The organism is Nostocoides veronense, assembly GCF_039531185.1.
GTDB lineage: Bacteria > Actinomycetota > Actinomycetes > Actinomycetales > Dermatophilaceae > Nostocoides_A > Nostocoides_A veronense.
In genome coordinates this window covers 138678-156609 of the sequence record NZ_BAAAPO010000026.1, presented here as the reverse complement: position 1 = coordinate 156609, position 17932 = coordinate 138678, and the positions used below count along the sequence as shown (strand labels likewise).

10 protein-coding genes and 2 CRISPR repeat arrays are annotated in these 17932 nt (G+C 67.5%); of the genes, 2 read left to right on the top strand and 8 right to left on the bottom strand.

What is annotated here, in order from left to right; genetic code table 11:
* Nucleotides 1–14: 14 nt before the first annotated feature.
* Nucleotides 15–349: direct repeats of the CRISPR family, unit length 29 nt; unit sequence GGGCTCATCCCCGCGCGGGCGGGGCGGTC.
* A 203-nt stretch (nt 350–552) separates the two neighbouring features.
* Together istA and istB are read left to right on the top strand one after the other, a co-directional pair.
* Complete coding sequence (istA, locus tag ABD225_RS08870) at nt 553–2085, top strand: IS21 family transposase (protein ID WP_344083727.1); 1533 nt, start codon at nt 553–555, stop codon at nt 2083–2085.
* Nucleotides 2082–2861, top strand: a complete 780-nt coding sequence (gene istB, locus ABD225_RS08865; protein WP_344062626.1) for an IS21-like element helper ATPase IstB — start codon at nt 2082–2084, stop codon at nt 2859–2861. The genes istA and istB overlap by 4 nt, the downstream gene beginning before the upstream one ends.
* Nucleotides 2862–2952: 91 nt before the next feature.
* A CRISPR array of direct repeats spans nt 2953–7382; the repeat unit is 29 nt; unit sequence GGGCTCATCCCCGCGCGGGCGGGGCGGTC.
* A 44-nt stretch (nt 7383–7426) separates the two neighbouring features.
* On the opposite strand, the gene cas2e is transcribed toward istB, so the two are convergent.
* From cas2e to cas3, 8 genes are read right to left on the bottom strand one after another with little or no spacing between them, the layout of a single operon-like run.
* Complete coding sequence (gene cas2e / locus ABD225_RS08860; RefSeq protein WP_344083724.1) at nt 7427–7828, bottom strand: type I-E CRISPR-associated endoribonuclease Cas2e; 402 nt, start codon at nt 7826–7828, stop codon at nt 7427–7429.
* Nucleotides 7765–8754, bottom strand: coding sequence for a type I-E CRISPR-associated endonuclease Cas1e (cas1e, locus tag ABD225_RS08855; protein ID WP_344083721.1), 990 nt, complete (start codon nt 8752–8754; stop codon nt 7765–7767). Before cas1e ends, cas2e begins: the two co-directional genes overlap by 64 nt.
* Nucleotides 8718–9410 (bottom strand): type I-E CRISPR-associated protein Cas6/Cse3/CasE, encoded by a 693-nt coding sequence (cas6e, locus tag ABD225_RS18700; RefSeq protein WP_425564370.1) that lies wholly within the window; start codon nt 9408–9410, stop codon nt 8718–8720. Before cas6e ends, cas1e begins: the two co-directional genes overlap by 37 nt.
* Nucleotides 9410–10168, bottom strand: a complete 759-nt coding sequence (gene cas5e / locus ABD225_RS08850; RefSeq protein WP_344083718.1) for a type I-E CRISPR-associated protein Cas5/CasD — start codon at nt 10166–10168, stop codon at nt 9410–9412. Before cas5e ends, cas6e begins: the two co-directional genes overlap by 1 nt.
* Entirely contained in the window at nt 10165–11298 is a 1134-nt protein-coding gene (gene cas7e, locus ABD225_RS08845; protein WP_344083715.1) for a type I-E CRISPR-associated protein Cas7/Cse4/CasC, read from the bottom strand. Before cas7e ends, cas5e begins: the two co-directional genes overlap by 4 nt.
* Entirely contained in the window at nt 11288–11938 is a 651-nt protein-coding gene (gene casB, locus ABD225_RS08840) for a type I-E CRISPR-associated protein Cse2/CasB (protein ID WP_344083712.1), read from the bottom strand. Before casB ends, cas7e begins: the two co-directional genes overlap by 11 nt.
* Nucleotides 11904–13550 carry a type I-E CRISPR-associated protein Cse1/CasA gene (casA, locus tag ABD225_RS08835; protein ID WP_344083709.1) on the bottom strand — a complete coding sequence of 549 codons (1647 nt, stop codon included), beginning with the start codon at nt 13548–13550 and terminating at the stop codon, nt 11904–11906. Before casA ends, casB begins: the two co-directional genes overlap by 35 nt.
* On the bottom strand, nt 13547–17668 hold the full coding sequence (gene cas3, locus ABD225_RS08830; protein WP_344083706.1) for a CRISPR-associated helicase Cas3': 4122 nt from the start codon (nt 17666–17668) through the stop codon (nt 13547–13549). The genes casA and cas3 overlap by 4 nt, the downstream gene beginning before the upstream one ends.
* Nucleotides 17669–17932 lie beyond the last annotated feature (264 nt).

Sequence of the window (17932 nt, the reverse complement as noted above, 5' to 3'; positions counted from 1 at the left end):
GGTCTGGTGACCGGGGGCTCATCCCCGCGCGGGCGGGGCGGTCGGAGTCTGGCGAGTCCAGTCCGGCTATGGCGAGGGCTCATCCCCGCGCGGGCGGGGCGGTCGGTAGTCACATTGTCCCGATTGTCGCGCGCCCGGGCTCATCCCCGCGCGGGCGGGGCGGTCGTGTTCCTACTCGCCAAGAGCCCGCGCTACTGGGGCTCATCCCCGCGCGGGCGGGGCGGTCCTCACGGTGACCCCGCCCGGGACCGCGCTGCAGGGCTCATCCCCGCGCGGGCGGGGCGGTCTGCCGTTGCCGCGATTGATTGCTGAGACATGTTGGGCTCATCCCCGCGCGGGCGGGGCGGTCCGATTCGCGCCTGTCCGTGGCCATGAAAAAGTCCCCACTGGTGGCCAGGTAGCGGTCCCCACTGGTGGCCATGTCGGGTCTCCGGTGGTGGCCAAGTAGAAGTCCCCGCTCCTCGTTCTGCGCGTGTCGTAGCGGCTCGTGAGGCCCTGCGTGGCGACGGTAGCGATGCCTAGTCAGCCGTCGTCACCACGCAGGGGTTTCCATTGAAGAACGAAAGAGAACGGATGGACATCATTTCGGCCTATCGTGAGGTGGGCAGCTACCGGGGAGCGGCCGCGATGTGCGGCACGACCCACAAGACCGTCAAGCGGGTCATCGCGGCCCATCAGGCCAGTAACCGCGGCGAACCACCCATGCCGCGGGTCGAGCGTGGCCGTAACTACGACGCGGTCAGGCAGCTGGTTGTGGAGAAAGTCAACGACACCGCGGGGCGGATCAGCGCGAAGCGGTTGATGCCGGCCGCGCGTGCTGCGGGTTTTGAGGGGTCGGATCGCAACTTCCGGCGCCTGGTCGCCGACGCGAAGCGGCAGTGGCGTATCGGGCAGGCCCGCGCGGCGGGGCGGCGTCCGGCGATCTGGACACCGGGTGAGGTGTTGGCGATCGATTGGGGCACGGAGCTGGTCGCGGGCCGCCGGGTCCATGTGTTCTGTGCGGTGCTGGCCTGGTCGCGTTACCGGTTCGTCCGGTTCGCGCCCGATGAGCAGCAGAGCACCACGCTGGCGATGCTCTCGGAGTGCTTCGAGGAGCTCGGCGGGGTTCCCAAGCTGGTGCTGGCTGATCGGATGGCGTGCCTGAAGGGCAGCGTGGTCGCCAACATTGTGGTGCCGGCGCCGGACTACGTCCGGTTCGCGTCCCACTACCGGTTCCGGCCGGACTTCTGTCATGCCGCGGACCCCGAATCGAAGGGGATCGTGGAGAACCTTGTCGGTTACGCCAAGGACGACCTCCTCACGCCGTTGGAGCTTGAGGAGGATCCGTGGGTCGACGGCTATGCCGGGCTCAACGAGCGGGCGAAGGCGTGGGGTGTGGAGGTCAACGGCCGTCGGCACAGCGAGATCCACGCGGTCCCGGACGAGCGGCTGGAGTCGGAGCGAGAGGTGCTGGGCGAGCTGCCGTCGCTGCGGCTGCAGGTCGGCGCGGCGCCGATCACCAGGAAGGTCGACAAGCTGTCCTGCATCCGGTTCGGTTCGGCGCGCTACTCGGTGCCCAACGCTCTGATCGGGCGGGTCGTGACGGTACTAGTCGACCAGCGCGACCGGGTGCTGCGGGTGATCGAGCCAGTCACCGGCGAGGTCCACGCCGAACACCAGCTGGTCGCACCAGGCGAGACGTCGATCGACGACGCCCACTACGACCGGCCCAGGGCAGCGTCGCCGCGACGCAGCGCGCGGGGGCGGACCCCGGCCGAGCGGGAGTTCTTGGCGGTGGGGCCGGTCGCCGAACAGTTCCTGGTCGGGGCCGCCGCGGCGGGTGTGACCAAGCTGAACACCGAGATCACCGAGCTGCTCACCCTGGCCGCCGCGCACGGTACCGACGCCCTGACCGCAGCCCTGGAGCGGGCCGTCAGCTTCGGCCGTTGGCGCGCCGACGACGTCCGCTCGATCCTGGCCACCAACGGCCACGCGCCCCGGCCCACACCGGCCGGGCAGGCGCTGGTAATGACCCTGCCCACCGTCCCGACCAGGTCGCTGGCCGCCTACCGGATCGATGGGACCGATCGGGGTGGGGTGTCGTGACCGCCGCCACGCCGCCGCCGCTGCCGGCGGACCTGAACGAGGGGCTGAAGCGGTTGAAGATGGCCGCGATGCGCCGGCTGGCGCCCGAGCTCCTGGTGACCGCGAAGACCCAACGCTGGAAACCCGAGGAGTTCCTCCGCACCCTGGTCGAGGCCGAGATCGCCTCGCGTGAGGCATCCAACGCCCGCACCCGGATGCGGCAGGCAGCGTTCCCGGTCACCAAGACCCTCGAGGAGTTCGACATCGCCGCCTCCTCGATCCCGCCCGCCACGTTCGACTATCTCTCCTCGCTGGAGTGGATCCGCGCAGCGGAGAACGTGTGCCTGATCGGCCCCGCCGGCACCGGGAAGTCCCACACCCTGATCGCCCTAGGGACCGCCGCCGTCGAGCACGGGCACCGGACCCGGTACTTCACCGCCGCCGAACTAGTCGAGACCCTCTATCGAGGACTAGCCGACAACAGCGTCGGAAAACTCATCGACGCCCTACTTCGCAACGACCTCATCCTGATCGACGAGCTCGGCTTCGCCCCCCTGGACGACACCGGCGCACAACTGCTGTTCCGGTTCGTCGCCGCCGCCTACGAGAGACGCTCACTCGGTATCGCGTCACACTGGCCGTTCGAGTCCTGGGGACGATTCCTGCCCGAACACACCACCGCGGTCAGCATGCTCGACCGGCTCCTGCACCACTGCCACACCGTCGTCACCGACGGCGACTCCTACCGAATGAGACAAGCCCGAGCGAACGGAGGAACCCGACTCAAAACCAACTAAAACTCCACGAGGGGTGGGGACTTCCAGTTGGCCACCAGCGGGGACCTCAACCTGGCCATTGACACGCGCCTGCGGCATACGACATGCGTGGGGGCTCATCCCCGCGCGGGCGGGGCGGTCACCCCATCGAACACATGTTCGATCGAACACACGGGCTCATCCCCGCGCGGGCGGGGCGGTCCTCGAACATCGTGCCGAGGAAGTCGGCGAGGTAGGCTCATCCCCGCGCGGGCGGGGCGGTCCAGTAAGTCTTCCGATGGTTCCCCACCCAACCGGGCTCATCCCCGCGCGGGCGGGGCGGTCGCCAGAGAGGTTCCCGTCGGGAAAAAAGCGATGGGCTCATCCCCGCGCGGGCGGGGCGGTCGGTCCAGGGCGGGGAGGTAGCGGATCCGCCCGGGGCTCATCCCCGCGCGGGCGGGGCGGTCCCCGTGACAAGGACTTGGAGAGCGCGACGAAGGGGCTCATCCCCGCGCGGGCGGGGCGGTCAACCCCGACGTGGGACCGAAAGGCCATCGAGCGGGCTCATCCCCGCGCGGGCGGGGCGGTCAATCTGCTGGTCAGGCGGCATTGTTTACACGAGGGCTCATCCCCGCGCGGGCGGGGCGGTCGACCCGTCGGTCGTCGACGAGGTCCGCGGCAAGGGCTCATCCCCGCGCGGGCGGGGCGGTCCGGGGTCCGCGCTGGCGTCGCTGCGGATGCTGGGGCTCATCCCCGCGCGGGCGGGGCGGTCACGCCGATCCGCACGGTCCGCGTGGGCGACGAGGGCTCATCCCCGCGCGGGCGGGGCGGTCACGATCCCCGACCTCGACGTGACCCCGCCCGAGGGCTCATCCCCGCGCGGGCGGGGCGGTCTCGCTCGGATCGAGCACGACGCCCGTAATCGAGGGCTCATCCCCGCGCGGGCGGGGCGGTCTGAGCGAGTCGGCAGTTGGTCCGGTCGAGTGGGGGCTCATCCCCGCGCGGGCGGGGCGGTCATCCACGCGCGGGCGCTCATCAGAAGTCCCCCGGGCTCATCCCCGCGCGGGCGGGGCGGTCTTGACGATGCGTTCCACGGTCAATCTCCTTGCGGGCTCATCCCCGCGCGGGCGGGGCGGTCCTCAGTTTGTGACACCCGGTGTTGTTTGTCGCGGGCTCATCCCCGCGCGGGCGGGGCGGTCGCCTTGACCGCAGCCGCATCGTCGTGGCTAATGGGCTCATCCCCGCGCGGGCGGGGCGGTCGCCGCTTCCCCGTAGCCCTTCGCGTCCTCATCGGGCTCATCCCCGCGCGGGCGGGGCGGTCGCTGCCCCCACCCACGCCCGGCGGCTGGGGATGGGCTCATCCCCGCGCGGGCGGGGCGGTCTGCGAGGGCGGCGCGTGGCCTGCGCGCGGCTGGGGCTCATCCCCGCGCGGGCGGGGCGGTCAATGGTCCTGAGTAGAGCGCGCTGCCCGCGCGGGGCTCATCCCCGCGCGGGCGGGGCGGTCCAAGGGCTTCCTGCCCGGCTCCCCCGTCAAGGAGGGGCCGGGCTCATCCCCGCGCGGGCGGGGCGGTCCCGTGCCGGCCGGAGCGGCTGCCGTGGCGCTCGGGCTCATCCCCGCGCGGGCGGGGCGGTCATGTAGGACGTATCGACCGCACCGGCCTCTTTGGGCTCATCCCCGCGCGGGCGGGGCGGTCTCGACCGGCGTCAGGTCGGACGGGGGCGTGTCGGGCTCATCCCCGCGCGGGCGGGGCGGTCGAGCACCGCCCGGCAGCAGGTTGGCGTTCTGCGGGCTCATCCCCGCGCGGGCGGGGCGGTCAGCCCTCATACTTGGCCATGAGTTCGCGGAATGGGCTCATCCCCGCGCGGGCGGGGCGGTCGTCGGCGGCCGCCTCGCCGGCGCGCGCGGCCAGGGCTCATCCCCGCGCGGGCGGGGCGGTCAAGGGGACCGATCCTGACGAAGGGCCCGAGTCGGGCTCATCCCCGCGCGGGCGGGGCGGTCTGGCGGTCGTGCTCGGGGAGGGCGATGGTGATGGGCTCATCCCCGCGCGGGCGGGGCGGTCTGGTGGTCGTGGCTGCTGACCGCGGTAGGCGTGGGCTCATCCCCGCGCGGGCGGGGCGGTCCGAAAGGCGATCTCGGCCAGGGCCCGGTAGAGCGGCTCATCCCCGCGCGGGCGGGGCGGTCAACCAAACACCCTCAACGCCTGACTTCCCCGCGGGCTCATCCCCGCGCGGGCGGGGCGGTCACTACCTGCAGCTCATGTCCTCCGGCGGCAAGGGGCTCATCCCCGCGCGGGCGGGGCGGTCGGTGCTGCCCGGTGAGTTCGACGGTCTCTCCGGGGCTCATCCCCGCGCGGGCGGGGCGGTCATTCCGCCCCCTGCCGACTGGACGGCCGACCAGGGCTCATCCCCGCGCGGGCGGGGCGGTCAGCCCTCATACTTGGCCATGAGTTCGCGGAATGGGCTCATCCCCGCGCGGGCGGGGCGGTCCATCGCTCGGCCTTGCGCGGCAGGTGCGCCGCGGGCTCATCCCCGCGCGGGCGGGGCGGTCCCAAGGTCGACCGGCGCCGCTCCACGCGCATCGGGCTCATCCCCGCGCGGGCGGGGCGGTCCGCCGGCCGAGCGTCGGGTTCGTCAAATACCAGGGCTCATCCCCGCGCGGGCGGGGCGGTCTAACACCAATACGTCTAGTAAGTGGAGCGAGCGGGCTCATCCCCGCGCGGGCGGGGCGGTCATGAGCACCAGCAGTTTCGCCAGCTCGCCCGGGGGCTCATCCCCGCGCGGGCGGGGCGGTCATGGGCCACCGATTTACGGGGGCCGCTGCAAGGGGCTCATCCCCGCGCGGGCGGGGCGGTCGGGGCGCCTCCACGGAAATGTCCGTCAGGACGGTGGCTCATCCCCGCGCGGGCGGGGCGGTCATCGCGCTGATCGAGCCGCCACCGGGTGAGGTGGGCTCATCCCCGCGCGGGCGGGGCGGTCATGGGCCACCGATTTACGAGGGCCGCTGCAGGGGGCTCATCCCCGCGCGGGCGGGGCGGTCTTCGTCATCCGGGCAGTGCTCTCGCGGGCCTCGGGCTCATCCCCGCGCGGGCGGGGCGGTCTGGGACGGCGAGTACCACCCCGACCCGCTCACGGGCTCATCCCCGCGCGGGCGGGGCGGTCGATGAGTCGGTGACGGCGGCGATCACGAAGGCGGGCTCATCCCCGCGCGGGCGGGGCGGTCGCGACGGGGAGTGCGCCGGAGTCGGCCCAGCGGGGCTCATCCCCGCGCGGGCGGGGCGGTCTGGTTAGTTCCTCGGGGTCATTCGGCGCCGGGGGGCTCATCCCCGCGCGGGCGGGGCGGTCCCCGACCTCGACGTGACCCCGGCCGAGCTGTGGGGCTCATCCCCGCGCGGGCGGGGCGGTCTGCCGATTCCAAGGCGGAAAGCTGTCGGATTCCGGGCTCATCCCCGCGCGGGCGGGGCGGTCCTGTCGGTGGACGACGTGCGCAAGTGGGACGAGGGCTCATCCCCGCGCGGGCGGGGCGGTCGTGGATCGTCTTCTTGATCTACTACGGCGGCGGGGCTCATCCCCGCGCGGGCGGGGCGGTCAGGTTGTTCCGGCCGTGCCGGTGCTTCTCGATGGGCTCATCCCCGCGCGGGCGGGGCGGTCAGTGCGGCGGCGATGCTTTCGGGTCGGGGCGGGGGCTCATCCCCGCGCGGGCGGGGCGGTCCCGTCCATGGGGGCGCGCTCGTCGGGGTGCGGGGGCTCATCCCCGCGCGGGCGGGGCGGTCTCGTGGCGATAGCTGTCCGGAATCACTTCCGGGGGCTCATCCCCGCGCGGGCGGGGCGGTCGGTCCCCGACCTTCCGGTCTGCCAGGCGGCGGGGGCTCATCCCCGCGCGGGCGGGGCGGTCGAGCAAGGGGCGCGCGAAATGACGCCGTGCCCGGGCTCATCCCCGCGCGGGCGGGGCGGTCAGATCACCGACGACAATCAGGCCGACGCGCTCGGGCTCATCCCCGCGCGGGCGGGGCGGTCGTGTGGCGATGAGCTTTCCGAGCGCTTGCTGCGGGCTCATCCCCGCGCGGGCGGGGCGGTCTCTGGGCCGCGCTCGGCGACCCCGGCGGCTACGGGCTCATCCCCGCGCGGGCGGGGCGGTCGAGCAAGGTGAGCAGACCGGCACGCTCGTTTGGGGCTCATCCCCGCGCGGGCGGGGCGGTCGACGGACACCCGCCACGGAAAACCAACACGGTGGGCTCATCCCCGCGCGGGCGGGGCGGTCTCGGGTGAGGGCGTGCCACAGGTCGACCCGGTGGGCTCATCCCCGCGCGGGCGGGGCGGTCTTGCGGCGGCGCGGGGTATCGGCAATCGAGAAGGGCTCATCCCCGCGCGGGCGGGGCGGTCACCAGCAGCTCACGGCGCTCGGCAACGGCGTCGGGCTCATCCCCGCGCGGGCGGGGCGGTCGGCGCCAGTCAGCCACGCCCGCGTAGGAGAGGGGGCTCATCCCCGCGCGGGCGGGGCGGTCATACCCGGTGCAGTAGGAATGCAACACCGAGTGGGCTCATCCCCGCGCGGGCGGGGCGGTCACATGCTGACCAGGGCTAATGGTGCCACAGTCCAGGTTTCAGCATCACTTTCTGCTGCGACGGTACCTGCTCGCGTTGCTCCAACCTGAGCGCATCCCTGAGTACCGAGCCGAAGGAGCGCTTGGTCGCCGGATCAGTTGCACGCCATCGAAATCCACTGGCTCCCAGTCATGACGATGAACGCGGAAATAGAGGCGCTGCTCACCTCTGGCGGATTCGATCATGATGGCCCGCCCGTCCTTGCATAGCTCGACGACCCGCTCCCACAGTTCGTCGCGAACACGGCGGGTCAGGTGCCCGACATACACGCCTGGTGAGATCTCCAGGAGCCAGCGGGTTAGGTGGCCGCGCAGACCGGCAGGCACGGCTGTTACGACGAGGACTACCACGGGGCTTCGTCGGAGTGATTTTGGCCGCCAACCACGCGGTTGCCCTTGCGGTCCCATAGGTAGATGACGTCCCAGTCGGGGGCATCCTCGATCGCATCGGTTTCAGAGTCCGTGAGGAGACGCCGCACGTCGCGGGCGCAGCGGACAAGCAAGTCGCGTTCGACAATCAGATCACGGACGAGTCGGCGGGTTTCAGCAGGGATGTCCTCTAAGTCGTGCTCCCCGGCAACCTTGAAGGCGGCAGGAATCGCAACCTCTGCCTTGTAGAGGTCCGCAACATCGAAGACGAAGGATCGTGCGTGGCCGGTATGCACGAATCCGAGTCCAGCAGCGCACCCAAGAGCGACGATGACGGCGTGGCACACGCCATACAAGCTGGTCGTGGCCGCTGACAAAGCCATGTTGATGGGGTCGGACCCCGCGAAGTCATCTGGACGATAATCACGGCGCTTCCACTCGACGCCGTACTCCTGAGCAGCGTCACGGTATGCCTGGCGCACGCGGGCTCCCTCGCGCCCGCGGAGCTGCTGCATGGTCAATCCCGAGACGTCTTCACCCGGGAAGCGCATTGCGTACATCTCGCGAGCGACCCTAAGGCGCGAACTCTGGTTGCTGACTAGAGTCGCTTGCGCCTCCAGTAGTCGCGACGAATTCGTCAAAGTTCGGCCGTGTGCGTAGTAGCGCACGCCCTGCTCACCGACCCAGACACACGTTGCGCCGCTTTCGGCCACGAGGACCATCGCCTGATGGGTGACATTGGTGCCAGGACCGAGCAGGAGAGCGCCAATGGTCGCCGCAGGCACGTGCACCACTCCGCGCTCATCTGTCACGGTCAAGGCATTGGAGTCTCGATGGACTACGCACCGCTCGACGTACAGAAAGCTGAGCCGGTCCTGTGCACGCTGCAGTTGCGAGATGCCGACAGGGGGCGGTCCCGGGATGGGCTTCATCGCGGCGGTGGCGCCAAGGTCATCAGGCCGCATCCATACGCCTTGGCCCGACCCATCCCGCGAGCAAGCGCCGACCTGAGGGCATCAGGGTCCGTTACCGTTAAAACCCCCTTGAAAGTCGCTCTCGTCAACGAAACCGATGCCCGTCGACCGGCATCGGAGGGCTCCCGGCGTCCAAATGAGGTCGTATGCCGCTCGCGCACTTCCGTCTCAACGCCAAAGTTGTCGTCGGCCGGCAGGGAGAACCCCCAGGTATGGGAGTGCTTCGCCAACCACGCTTGTTGCTGACCTACCGTCAAGTGGGGAGAAACCTTGCCGCGGCCCGTTACCGACGCGCTGTCCCTGGCAAGCACACGCACTGGATTGGCCGTAAGTCGATAGGACCACGATTGCCCATCGTCGATGTTCGCCAAGAAAGCCGCGTAATTCGTTGTGTCCCAACTGATTTGCGTTGGCCAACCGGCTTGCTCCAATAGGCCGGTGAAGTCGGGTCGCGAGGGAGAGACCACATAGAGCTGCAAGTCGTGGCTTGCGTAGTTGTCAAGCCTCCAGAGCACACGGCCGGCAGGATTGGAGCTTGATTCGGGGTGATGGGACCCCATAACGGCTGCGTGCATCGCCTGGGGGGAGCCGACGAGGCGCCTTGCGTCTCGGCGGGTGGGATTCAAACGAAGGCGCGAAAGGTACATCAGGAGCTTCCCTCTGACGACACGACGAGAGCCGCCGCGAAGAAGTCCGGGTCGTCAGACGATTGCCTACTCAAGTTGTTGTCCTTCTGCACTTCGAAACGGATTACGTCCCGCCAGCCGTACTTTCGTCGGACCGGATCAAAGCTCACCGGTACATCCCGGCTGGTGTAGGTGTCCCCGCGGCTATCCGGGTCGGTGACGGCCTGACGGTCTATGGCGACGGGAAGCGACACCGTGCGCCCGAGGCCCCGCATGTGCTGCTTGCTGGCGAGCCAAGGGTGCTCAATCAGGGTTTCTAGAAGGTCGCCCTCGTGCAGGGCAATTCGCTTTTCTTCGTCACGCCACGCAATGAGACGCCAGTGCGGTGGACATGAGCGTCGGCCGAGATACAGCGGAAAGGTCGGCCTCCGCAGCGCCTCCACGATCCCCGCGAGGAGCTCGGAATCACCCTCGATACCGGCGAGGAACACGGCATCGCTGAGGTAGAAGCGCTCCGACAGCGGCATGACTGCGCCATCCGTCAGTCGAATGGCCGTCTGGAAGTCGCGAAGGAGGCCACCTGGCTGGTCGGTTCGGACGCCAAAACGCAATTGCAGCAGGTCCTCGATCGGGTCGGTGCGGCGACGACCCTGCGCAGCCGCGATCATGCCGAGTACCCCGCTCTTGGTTGGCTCGGAGCGCGTCTCCCGCCGAGTGAAACGGCTGGAGTCACCCCATGCCTGCAGCGGGCCCGCCAGGCGGAGGAGCAGCGTGCTCATGAGCCCGCTGAGTTCAAGCTCGCGCGCACGGTATCGCCAACCGCATGCACAAGCGTGGCGAGAGGCATCGATGAGGCGATGGTGTCCATGGCTTCAGTTCGATCGCCCTTGCGCGCCAAGAACGATGCGCTCGGCGCACCCAGGAATGCTGCGACGTCCTGGTACTCCTTGGCCAAGCGCTCAGCGGACCCGCGGACGAACCCGCCTCCGCTGACTACCGGCTCCTCGAATGCCCCCACCAGACTGACCGGCTGGTCTTCCCGAACACAAACAAGCACCGCATCGGGAACGGTCCGGTTGGCGAACGTGTTTTGCTTGCCGGTTGGCATACTCGTCGCGAAGCTGTCAACGAATGCCTCGACTGCTCGCACCGTTGCCGCTGCGTCTCCGAGGTTTGCCAAGAGTCCCTCGACGTCGACCGTCGCAAAGCGGTAAAGCGTTGAAGAGGAAAACTCGATGGTTCCGATCATTCCGGCACCCGTCTCCTCCTCGACCTTCTGATCGTCCACCGCGGTGTAGTAGTCCTGTTCGGGTGTGACCGCGTGGGTTGAGAGTGCGTGCGCGACTTGGACGGCAGCATCGACGTTGAGATCCGCGGCGTCAGCAACCATTCGACCGAATAGGGCAACGTCGATTCCGTGTTCCTGGTCCGCGGCCTCGGCGGCCTCACGCTTCGTCACCTTCTCCCCGGCGGAGAGAGCAAGGTCAGCAAGGCGGTCGAGTTGCCTGTTGCTCCAGAAGACGAGGTATTGCGTGGTGCCGAGGTGTGTGCGGCTGGGCTCACCAGCGTCGATCGCTTTCTGTTGCGTCTTCGACTTCTTCTCATCGACGCTCATGCCCAAGGCCTTGATGATCGTCGTGGCTTTCTGCGCGGCCACCTCGCTCGTGACCGACTCGTCTTTGGCCTGCATCCGCTCAACGAGCAGTTGGAGCGCACGCTTAGTTCGGACACCCAGTTCGGAGGCGTCGAGCTTGGCCTTGTACGACTTCCGGACAGCGCGCTTCCACGCCTGGCTGCTCACTCGGGCGCGCATGACGCCGCCATACGTCGCGGTCTTGGGGCTGCCGGTGTCGTCGCGATTGAGGTTGCTCGGGGGAACGGACTGAAGGATGTGAATGTCAACGAACATTTGCGTTCTCACTTTCGGCGGAGGTGATTTGTTGAGGCGAGATGTTGTGAAAGCTTCTGCCCCAGCGGAGGCGCACGATGCGCATCCCGTCGGGTTGCTGAGCGCGATAGAGATCTTGTGCGAGCAGGCCGTAGTCCAGCGCGATATCGGAACTTCGCAGCAGAGTGATCAACCCGCGAAGGTGGCGCACCAACTGGTTATATGACGAAGCCTTGGCACAGGTATGGAAGCGCGCGATGATCGCAGCGTCCGTCGGATCGTCTGGCTTCTGCGTGATCGCGACCTCACGGACCGCTTGACCTACGCGCTTCTTGGGCTTGTGAGCCGGAACTTTGGCCGACTGCGCATGGATCGCGTAGAGGACAAGTGCACTGTGGACGGCTCGTTCTACGGCATTCGGCGTGTCGGCAGCGCCTTGGAGTTCGCCGGGAATCGACGACAGCGTGAGGTTCCAAGCGCGCACATCACTGACTGGATCGGCCGTATCGAGCTGGCGCAACTGGGCCAAGTTGGCGCGCGCTCGGGCGCTAAAGCCGGGATGCTCAGAAGTCGCTCCTGCATATAGCTCCTGCACTCGCGTCGCGACGATCGTGCCGACCTGGCGCTCAGGAGACTGTCTGGGCGTGTCCGTCATGGTCATCACCAGTCCTCTCAGGTGTTTGTTGATTGGCTAACTCGGTCAGGTTTTTTCGCAGATAGGACCGGAACCAGAGGTCAGCCAGCGCCGCGTCGAGGTGCTTACCGTTCACTTTGCGACCGATGAGGGCGTCATCGCCGGCGTCGCGAAGGAGGTCATCACCGATGGAACTGATCTCCCTGGCTACCGTCCGACGCCATTGCGCTTGTGCTACAGCAAGATCAGAGGATGAACGGAGACCCCCGAGCCAGGTCGGGTAACTCAAATCCAGGCGCGCGAAGCCAGCCAATCGTGCGCCCTCACGGGGTCCGCTGGCCTCACGACCTCCCGCCTCGGCAAGGTTTGCTGCGAAGCGACCCAGTTGTTGAACGGCGGCGACGGCCTCTTCAGCCGCCGTCAGGACCAAGCCGGCGAGACGCTCGTCGTGCAGCACGGCTGGCCGCAAGCGGAGTTCGTCGTCATAGATGGAGAGGATCATCGAATCTTGCGTGCCGTAGGACATTCCGACCGCTCTCAGACTGATCGGGGTATCTCGGTCAATTTTCTTGCGTCCCGTCAGTTGCTGGATCCACGCGATGACGCCAGGTTTCAGCGCAACGGGCGCTTCACTTCGGACAGAGCCGTTCTGAACACCGAATGCCAGCAGGCCCTCCAGTCCGCGCCACATTTTCCGCGTCACGTCGTGTTGAACCGGCATATACGTCGGCACACCACTGGTCTTCTCCTGATTCGCGCTGCGCCTCCAGGCGGTCATGGTCTCCAGATCGTGGAGATTCCGCGCATGAATCGGATCGCCATTGGCAATTAGCACATCGGTGACAACCGAGCCGTCATGATGCAGGAGTATGCGTCGGCTCGGCCAGGTCATCACGTCGGCGATCCCTCGCGGGGCCGAATGAGCAGCTTCAATCCCCGGTCCGAGGGGAGCGCGCTCCCAAACGGGGCGGTCCGCCTCGTAGTCCTCCTCCGGGGGCAGGACAAGATTGAGGAGCAGGGTCTCTCGCAGAGTCCCTCCCTCAAACACCACGAGCCCGAGTCGGCCAGATAGACCAGTGCCGATTGGGTAGCCCTTGCCGCCTTTGACCCGCTCGTCCCCGTGCGCTCCCGTCTTGATGCCGGAGACGTCGAATTGCTGGGAGTGCACAACCCATCGCGCCGCCTCCGCATACGACAGGGAACGGACCGCCTCACCGGCTCGGGTTGTGAAGTATGGGCTCCCGGCGGGAACCTCGGCGATGAGCTTCACCAGTCCGGAGGTTTTGCTTGCGGCCAGCCCTGCTACCTGCATGAAGGGTGTCTCGGGATGCAATAGGTCGAAGCGGTCTGCGTGCTCTTTCAGGTACGCCTCGATATCGGCGATAGGCAGACTCTCCGCCTCCCAGAGGCTTGCCCAGCGCTCGTGCGGGTAGTCAAAGCTTTCGGGGAGCGCACGGCGCAGGATAACGAGCAAAAGCCGGAGGATGGCGACATCCTGCGTCGGGATCTCGCCAGCGAGGGCCTGAACCTCGCTCGCGCGGCGAAAGACATCGTGAAGTGAGATCTCTTCGGTGCCGCCCGCGGTGCGTACGGCAATCCAGGGTTGCGTGCGTAAGTCGTATGTCGCTGCGTGCCTCATGGCGTTGCCTCTCGTGTTGTGACGAGCCCTAAATCCCGGTCATAGCGCAAGTGCCACCCGGCCACGCTGGCCTCCAGGTTGTCGTCGAGTGGGAGGATCAACTGCTTCTCCAGCAGCGGTGAACGCTGCCACCCGACGAAGTCGCGTCCCAGTGCCTCGAGCTCGCTGATGACTCGGTCGATGAGCCAGGGAGTCGTCATCGCTTGGGGCAGACGAATCGTGGAGTTTGCCGCAGTGAGTGCCAAGTCGTCCGGGGGTGCGCTCAGCAAGACATGCCCAAGGTTGGCATGCGGAAATGGCGTGCCGAAAGGCAGGAGGCGGGTGGTTCCCTGCGTCTGCTGGACAACAATCACTTCAAGGCCGTCCTCGCTGTCGCGCACTTGGGCGTGACCAACCGTCTTTTCGTCGTTCTCGGAGTCACCAGCACGCCCAGCGAGCCACTCCATCAAGACATCCGAGGCGCGTGGCCCGCCGAGGAGGAATGTCTTGGCCCGGCGCGTCTGCTGATCCCGTCTGGTGGCCGCGTCGCTTTCCGCCCTCTCCCACTCTCGCCTCCAACCCGGCACGGGGGGCATATCCGGGTCGTATGCAGCCCCAACCAGAACTGGCACATCGTCCGGCAGGCAGATGTCGATGCCCGCGAGGTGGGGTGCTAATACGGCTGCGGCCCGCAGGAGGCGACTCTCGCCGTACACCGCCCGGCTCCCCGGGTCGAGTTCGGGCGGGTCGGTGTACTTCGGGTCAGGGGAACCCATGACAAGTAGCCGGGGACGTCGCGAATTCGCCGGGCGATCAACTTCCCCGTCTCCGCGCCGATGACGATGGAGGCGTCCAGCGCGCTGCAAGAGAAGGTCGAGAGGAGCCAAATCCGTGACCATGAGGTCAGCGTCGATGTCGAGGGATTGCTCAAGAACCTGGGTGCCGACGACCGCCAAACCCCACGGTCTCTCGCGGCCGGGGCGTGGCGGCCCGAGTTGGTCACGCAGGCTTCGTTCCCTGTCTGCTCGATCACTGGCCAGGAACCGACTGTGGATCAAGGTGACGCGATCGCCGAGGGCGGCTTCGAGCGACGAATAGGTTTCTTGAGCTGCGGCCACGGTATTACGCACGACGACGACGACCGATCCCGCCTCAACGGCGTCCGTCACTGTCCTGATCAGGCAATCCTGCTGCAACCTCTCGATTCGTAGCTGGCGACGCTCGCCATCCCAGGGGACGGCACGGACTTCGGTGTGGTCGTTCTGCACGGTGATCTGTGGGTAGCCCGGGGCGTCAAGTTGGCGGGGAACCCCACGCTGTCGTCCTTTGGCGTATGCCGCCACGAGTTCTCGGCGCTGTGCAGGCGGCAGGGTTGCGGAGAGCAGGATCACCGGCGTGCCGAAGGCACCCAGCCACTCAAGGACGCGGACGAGGTAGGTCCGCATGTAATCGTCAGCGGCATGCACCTCATCGACAATTACCACCTTGCCGGCGAGGCCCAGGTGTCGCAGGGCGACGAATCGTGATTTCAACCCGCCAAAGAGCGCCTGGTCGATCGTGCCCACGACGATATTGGCCAGGACGCCCCTACGCCGACCGTTGAGCCAACTCGACACGATGGCTGCCTCCCGCACGTCATCGAGATCGCCGAATTCGCGCTCGGCGGCATTGATCCCGGTGATGCGCGCACCGGGCCCGATGCCTCGGTAGCTCTCGTTCAGGCGGGCCTTGCCGTGCGCTAGGAAGATGGTGGAAGGGTCGGTCGTGTCGAGATGCCCGGTCCATGCATGAACGCGCTCGAACATGGCATCCGAGGTCGCCATAGTCGGGAGAGCGACAAAGACCCCGCCGCATCCGAAACGCGCAGCGAGTACCTCCGCGGCGAGCAAGGCGGCCTCGGTCTTACCGGAGCCCGTCGGTGATTCGATGAGCAGCAGGGAGGGTTCGGTGACTTCGCGGGCGATTCGAACGGCTTCCACCTGAACTGCGGTTGGGGTGGCTCCCACCTCGGGAAAGCGTCGCCGCATGAGGGCTTCGGCGTTCGCGTCATCGATGCGAAGCCGCAGAGGGCTGCGTAGGTCGTGGCCAATGCGTGCACGACGTGCTCGCTCTGGTGATGGGGTCGCATCCTGATGTGGAAAGCGCATGTCATCACTCGCCAGCCAGTCTGCTACGACAATGACGGCGCTCACTAGGACCTGGGCCTCGGGCGAGAGTGGCACAGTCGACCACTGAGCGAAACGGGCTTCGGCGCCGGTGATGGTTGCCAAAACCGTGAGGAGTTCATCCTGGACGGCGGCCCAAGCAGGCACGTCGGCGCCGGTCCACTCTCGCCGGAGTCGAAGATCCTCTAGTTCTCCCCACGTCGGCGGAACTCCGTGGTGCATCCCGACAGGCAGAGCGTAGGTCCTAGCAATGTCTCGGTGTAGGCCATGGCGCCGCTCAAGCCAGTCCGTGACGAAGGCTTGACCAATCCGGCAATGAGGTGGCAACTTGATTCCCCCCCCGACGGCATACGGAGGACAGGTCAAGCCGTGGCGCGCCATACGGTCCAAGAGATCGTCGTAGCCGCGCGTCATACGCGCTTTCACGGCGAAGCCGGGGCTGGCCTTGCCAATGTCGTGGACTCCGGCGAGCCAGGTCACGAGCAGACGACCATCGAGGTCCCCGTTCGGAAGGCCACGACTGATCACCCTTCGGACGTTTGGGGCGAGCCATTGGTCCCAGAGCAACGCGGCGACGGCGGCCGAATCTGTTAAGTGACGGGTGAGCGGCATCCAGGTGCCCGCATCCTTATTCGTTTTCGCCCAGACGGAGTCCGCAGCCTCGGAGAAGGACGGAGTGGGCGCGGCCACGGCGCGAGCTTGCGGCAACTCCGGAACCGGTCGGCTCGGGGGAGTCTGGGCGGTGTCGAAGTGCACCGAGGCCAGGCGTCGCTGCGACACGTCGAGAAACTCGACGACATCCGGGGCTACGTAGAGGGCCCGGGCCTGATCACTTCTCCTCGTGACGATTCCAGCATCCGCAAGTTCGCGGAAAGCAGCATTCGCGGGAACTGGCCCGATCCCGAGCAAGCGTTCGGCCGTCTCGGTCGTCATGGCAGGTGCCTGGGTGATGGTGTCGAGAATGCGAAGCACGGCCGCGTCGCCGCGGGGTTTAGCTCGCTTGCCCTCGGACTGTCGGAGTTGTGTGAGGCGCCTGTCCCACTCGTCCCGCAGGGTCGCCACGTCGGAGGCGATTTCTTGGGCCTGGTGCGCCGCGTCGACTGTTGCTCGGAGGAAGACGTCGAGCCACCCGTTCACGGCGCGATCTGCCTCGAATGAGGTAGGTGGGCCCTCGAACCGAAAGCGTTCCAGCCCGGCCATGTATTCGTCCGTGCGCGTCAGCAGGACGAGCGAGATGGGCAAGGGCACCGCCTGGTGCCGACCGCGCCGCGCGTGAGTTGCCTGGATGAGCGCCCTGCCGACACGTCCGTTGCCGTCGGCAAAGGGGTGAATCGTCTCGAACTGTGCGTGCAGGATGCCTGCCTGAACGAGGGGAGACATAGCGCGTGATTCGGCAAATGCAAGAAGGTCGACCAGGAGTCGTTCGACCTGTTCCGGCGGTGGGGGTACGAAGACTGCCGTCAGGGGGTTGTGGGACGAGCCGCCGATCCAGTTCTGCGCCGTTCGTATGCCGTGCAGGCGCGGCCGGTCGGGGAATAGGGCCGATTGCGCGGCAACCAAGTCTGAGACCCGAAGAGTTGGCTCCTCCGTCCATCGGCGGGCCATCTCACGAATTACGAGGAGGTTGTTGGCCACCGAGCGTGCCGAATCGCTGACTCCACGAATGTCTTCGTCAAGCGCTAGTCCGGCCAGAGCAATCTGCTGAGCGCCGGGGACGATGCCTTCTATCCATGAACTCGCCACCGCTTTCCAGCCGCGCAGGAGGGGTGATATTCCCGCGATGGGGGCATTGAGGGACTCGTCCATGCGGGCAACGGCGCCCTCGGCCTCGCGGAGCAGTGACTCGTTGTCAGAGGTCAGTGCAAAGCTCAGATCATGCAGTCGGTGAGGGATGTATGCGCCGTAGACGCCCGAAGCTCGGGCGGCACGCGTGCCGCCCGAGCCCGGCCAGAATCCCCCCTGGTAGGTCCCCATGTTGGACCTCCTAACCGCACGTCAGCGAGTAGCTGTCTGCAAACTAGTGGACTGCGATACCGGATTTCAATGGTAAACGTTTCTCGTAACAGTCTAGATAACAGGTTGAGCCATTAGTCCCCGCAGGGGCGGGGCGAGTGACCAGCTGGTTGGACAACAGGCTAGCCAACAGTGGCTCATCCCCTCGGAATGGCGGGGCAAGTCGAATGGGCCATGCGATGAGGCTAGCCCGCAGGGGTGGCTTCATGCCGCACCTCCGAGGGT

Coding starts and splice junctions, on each gene's coding strand:
- cas2e (WP_344083724.1), bottom strand. CDS start 7,828: ATGGGACCGCAAGGGCAACCGCGTGGTTGGCGGCCAAAATCACTCCGA.
- cas1e (WP_344083721.1), bottom strand. CDS start 8,754: ATGCGGCCTGATGACCTTGGCGCCACCGCCGCGATGAAGCCCATCCCG.
- cas6e (WP_425564370.1), bottom strand. CDS start 9,410: ATGTACCTTTCGCGCCTTCGTTTGAATCCCACCCGCCGAGACGCAAGG.
- cas5e (WP_344083718.1), bottom strand. CDS start 10,168: ATGAGCACGCTGCTCCTCCGCCTGGCGGGCCCGCTGCAGGCATGGGGT.
- cas7e (WP_344083715.1), bottom strand. CDS start 11,298: ATGTTCGTTGACATTCACATCCTTCAGTCCGTTCCCCCGAGCAACCTC.
- casB (WP_344083712.1), bottom strand. CDS start 11,938: ATGACCATGACGGACACGCCCAGACAGTCTCCTGAGCGCCAGGTCGGC.
- casA (WP_344083709.1), bottom strand. CDS start 13,550: ATGAGGCACGCAGCGACATACGACTTACGCACGCAACCCTGGATTGCC.
- cas3 (WP_344083706.1), bottom strand. CDS start 17,668: ATGGGGACCTACCAGGGGGGATTCTGGCCGGGCTCGGGCGGCACGCGT.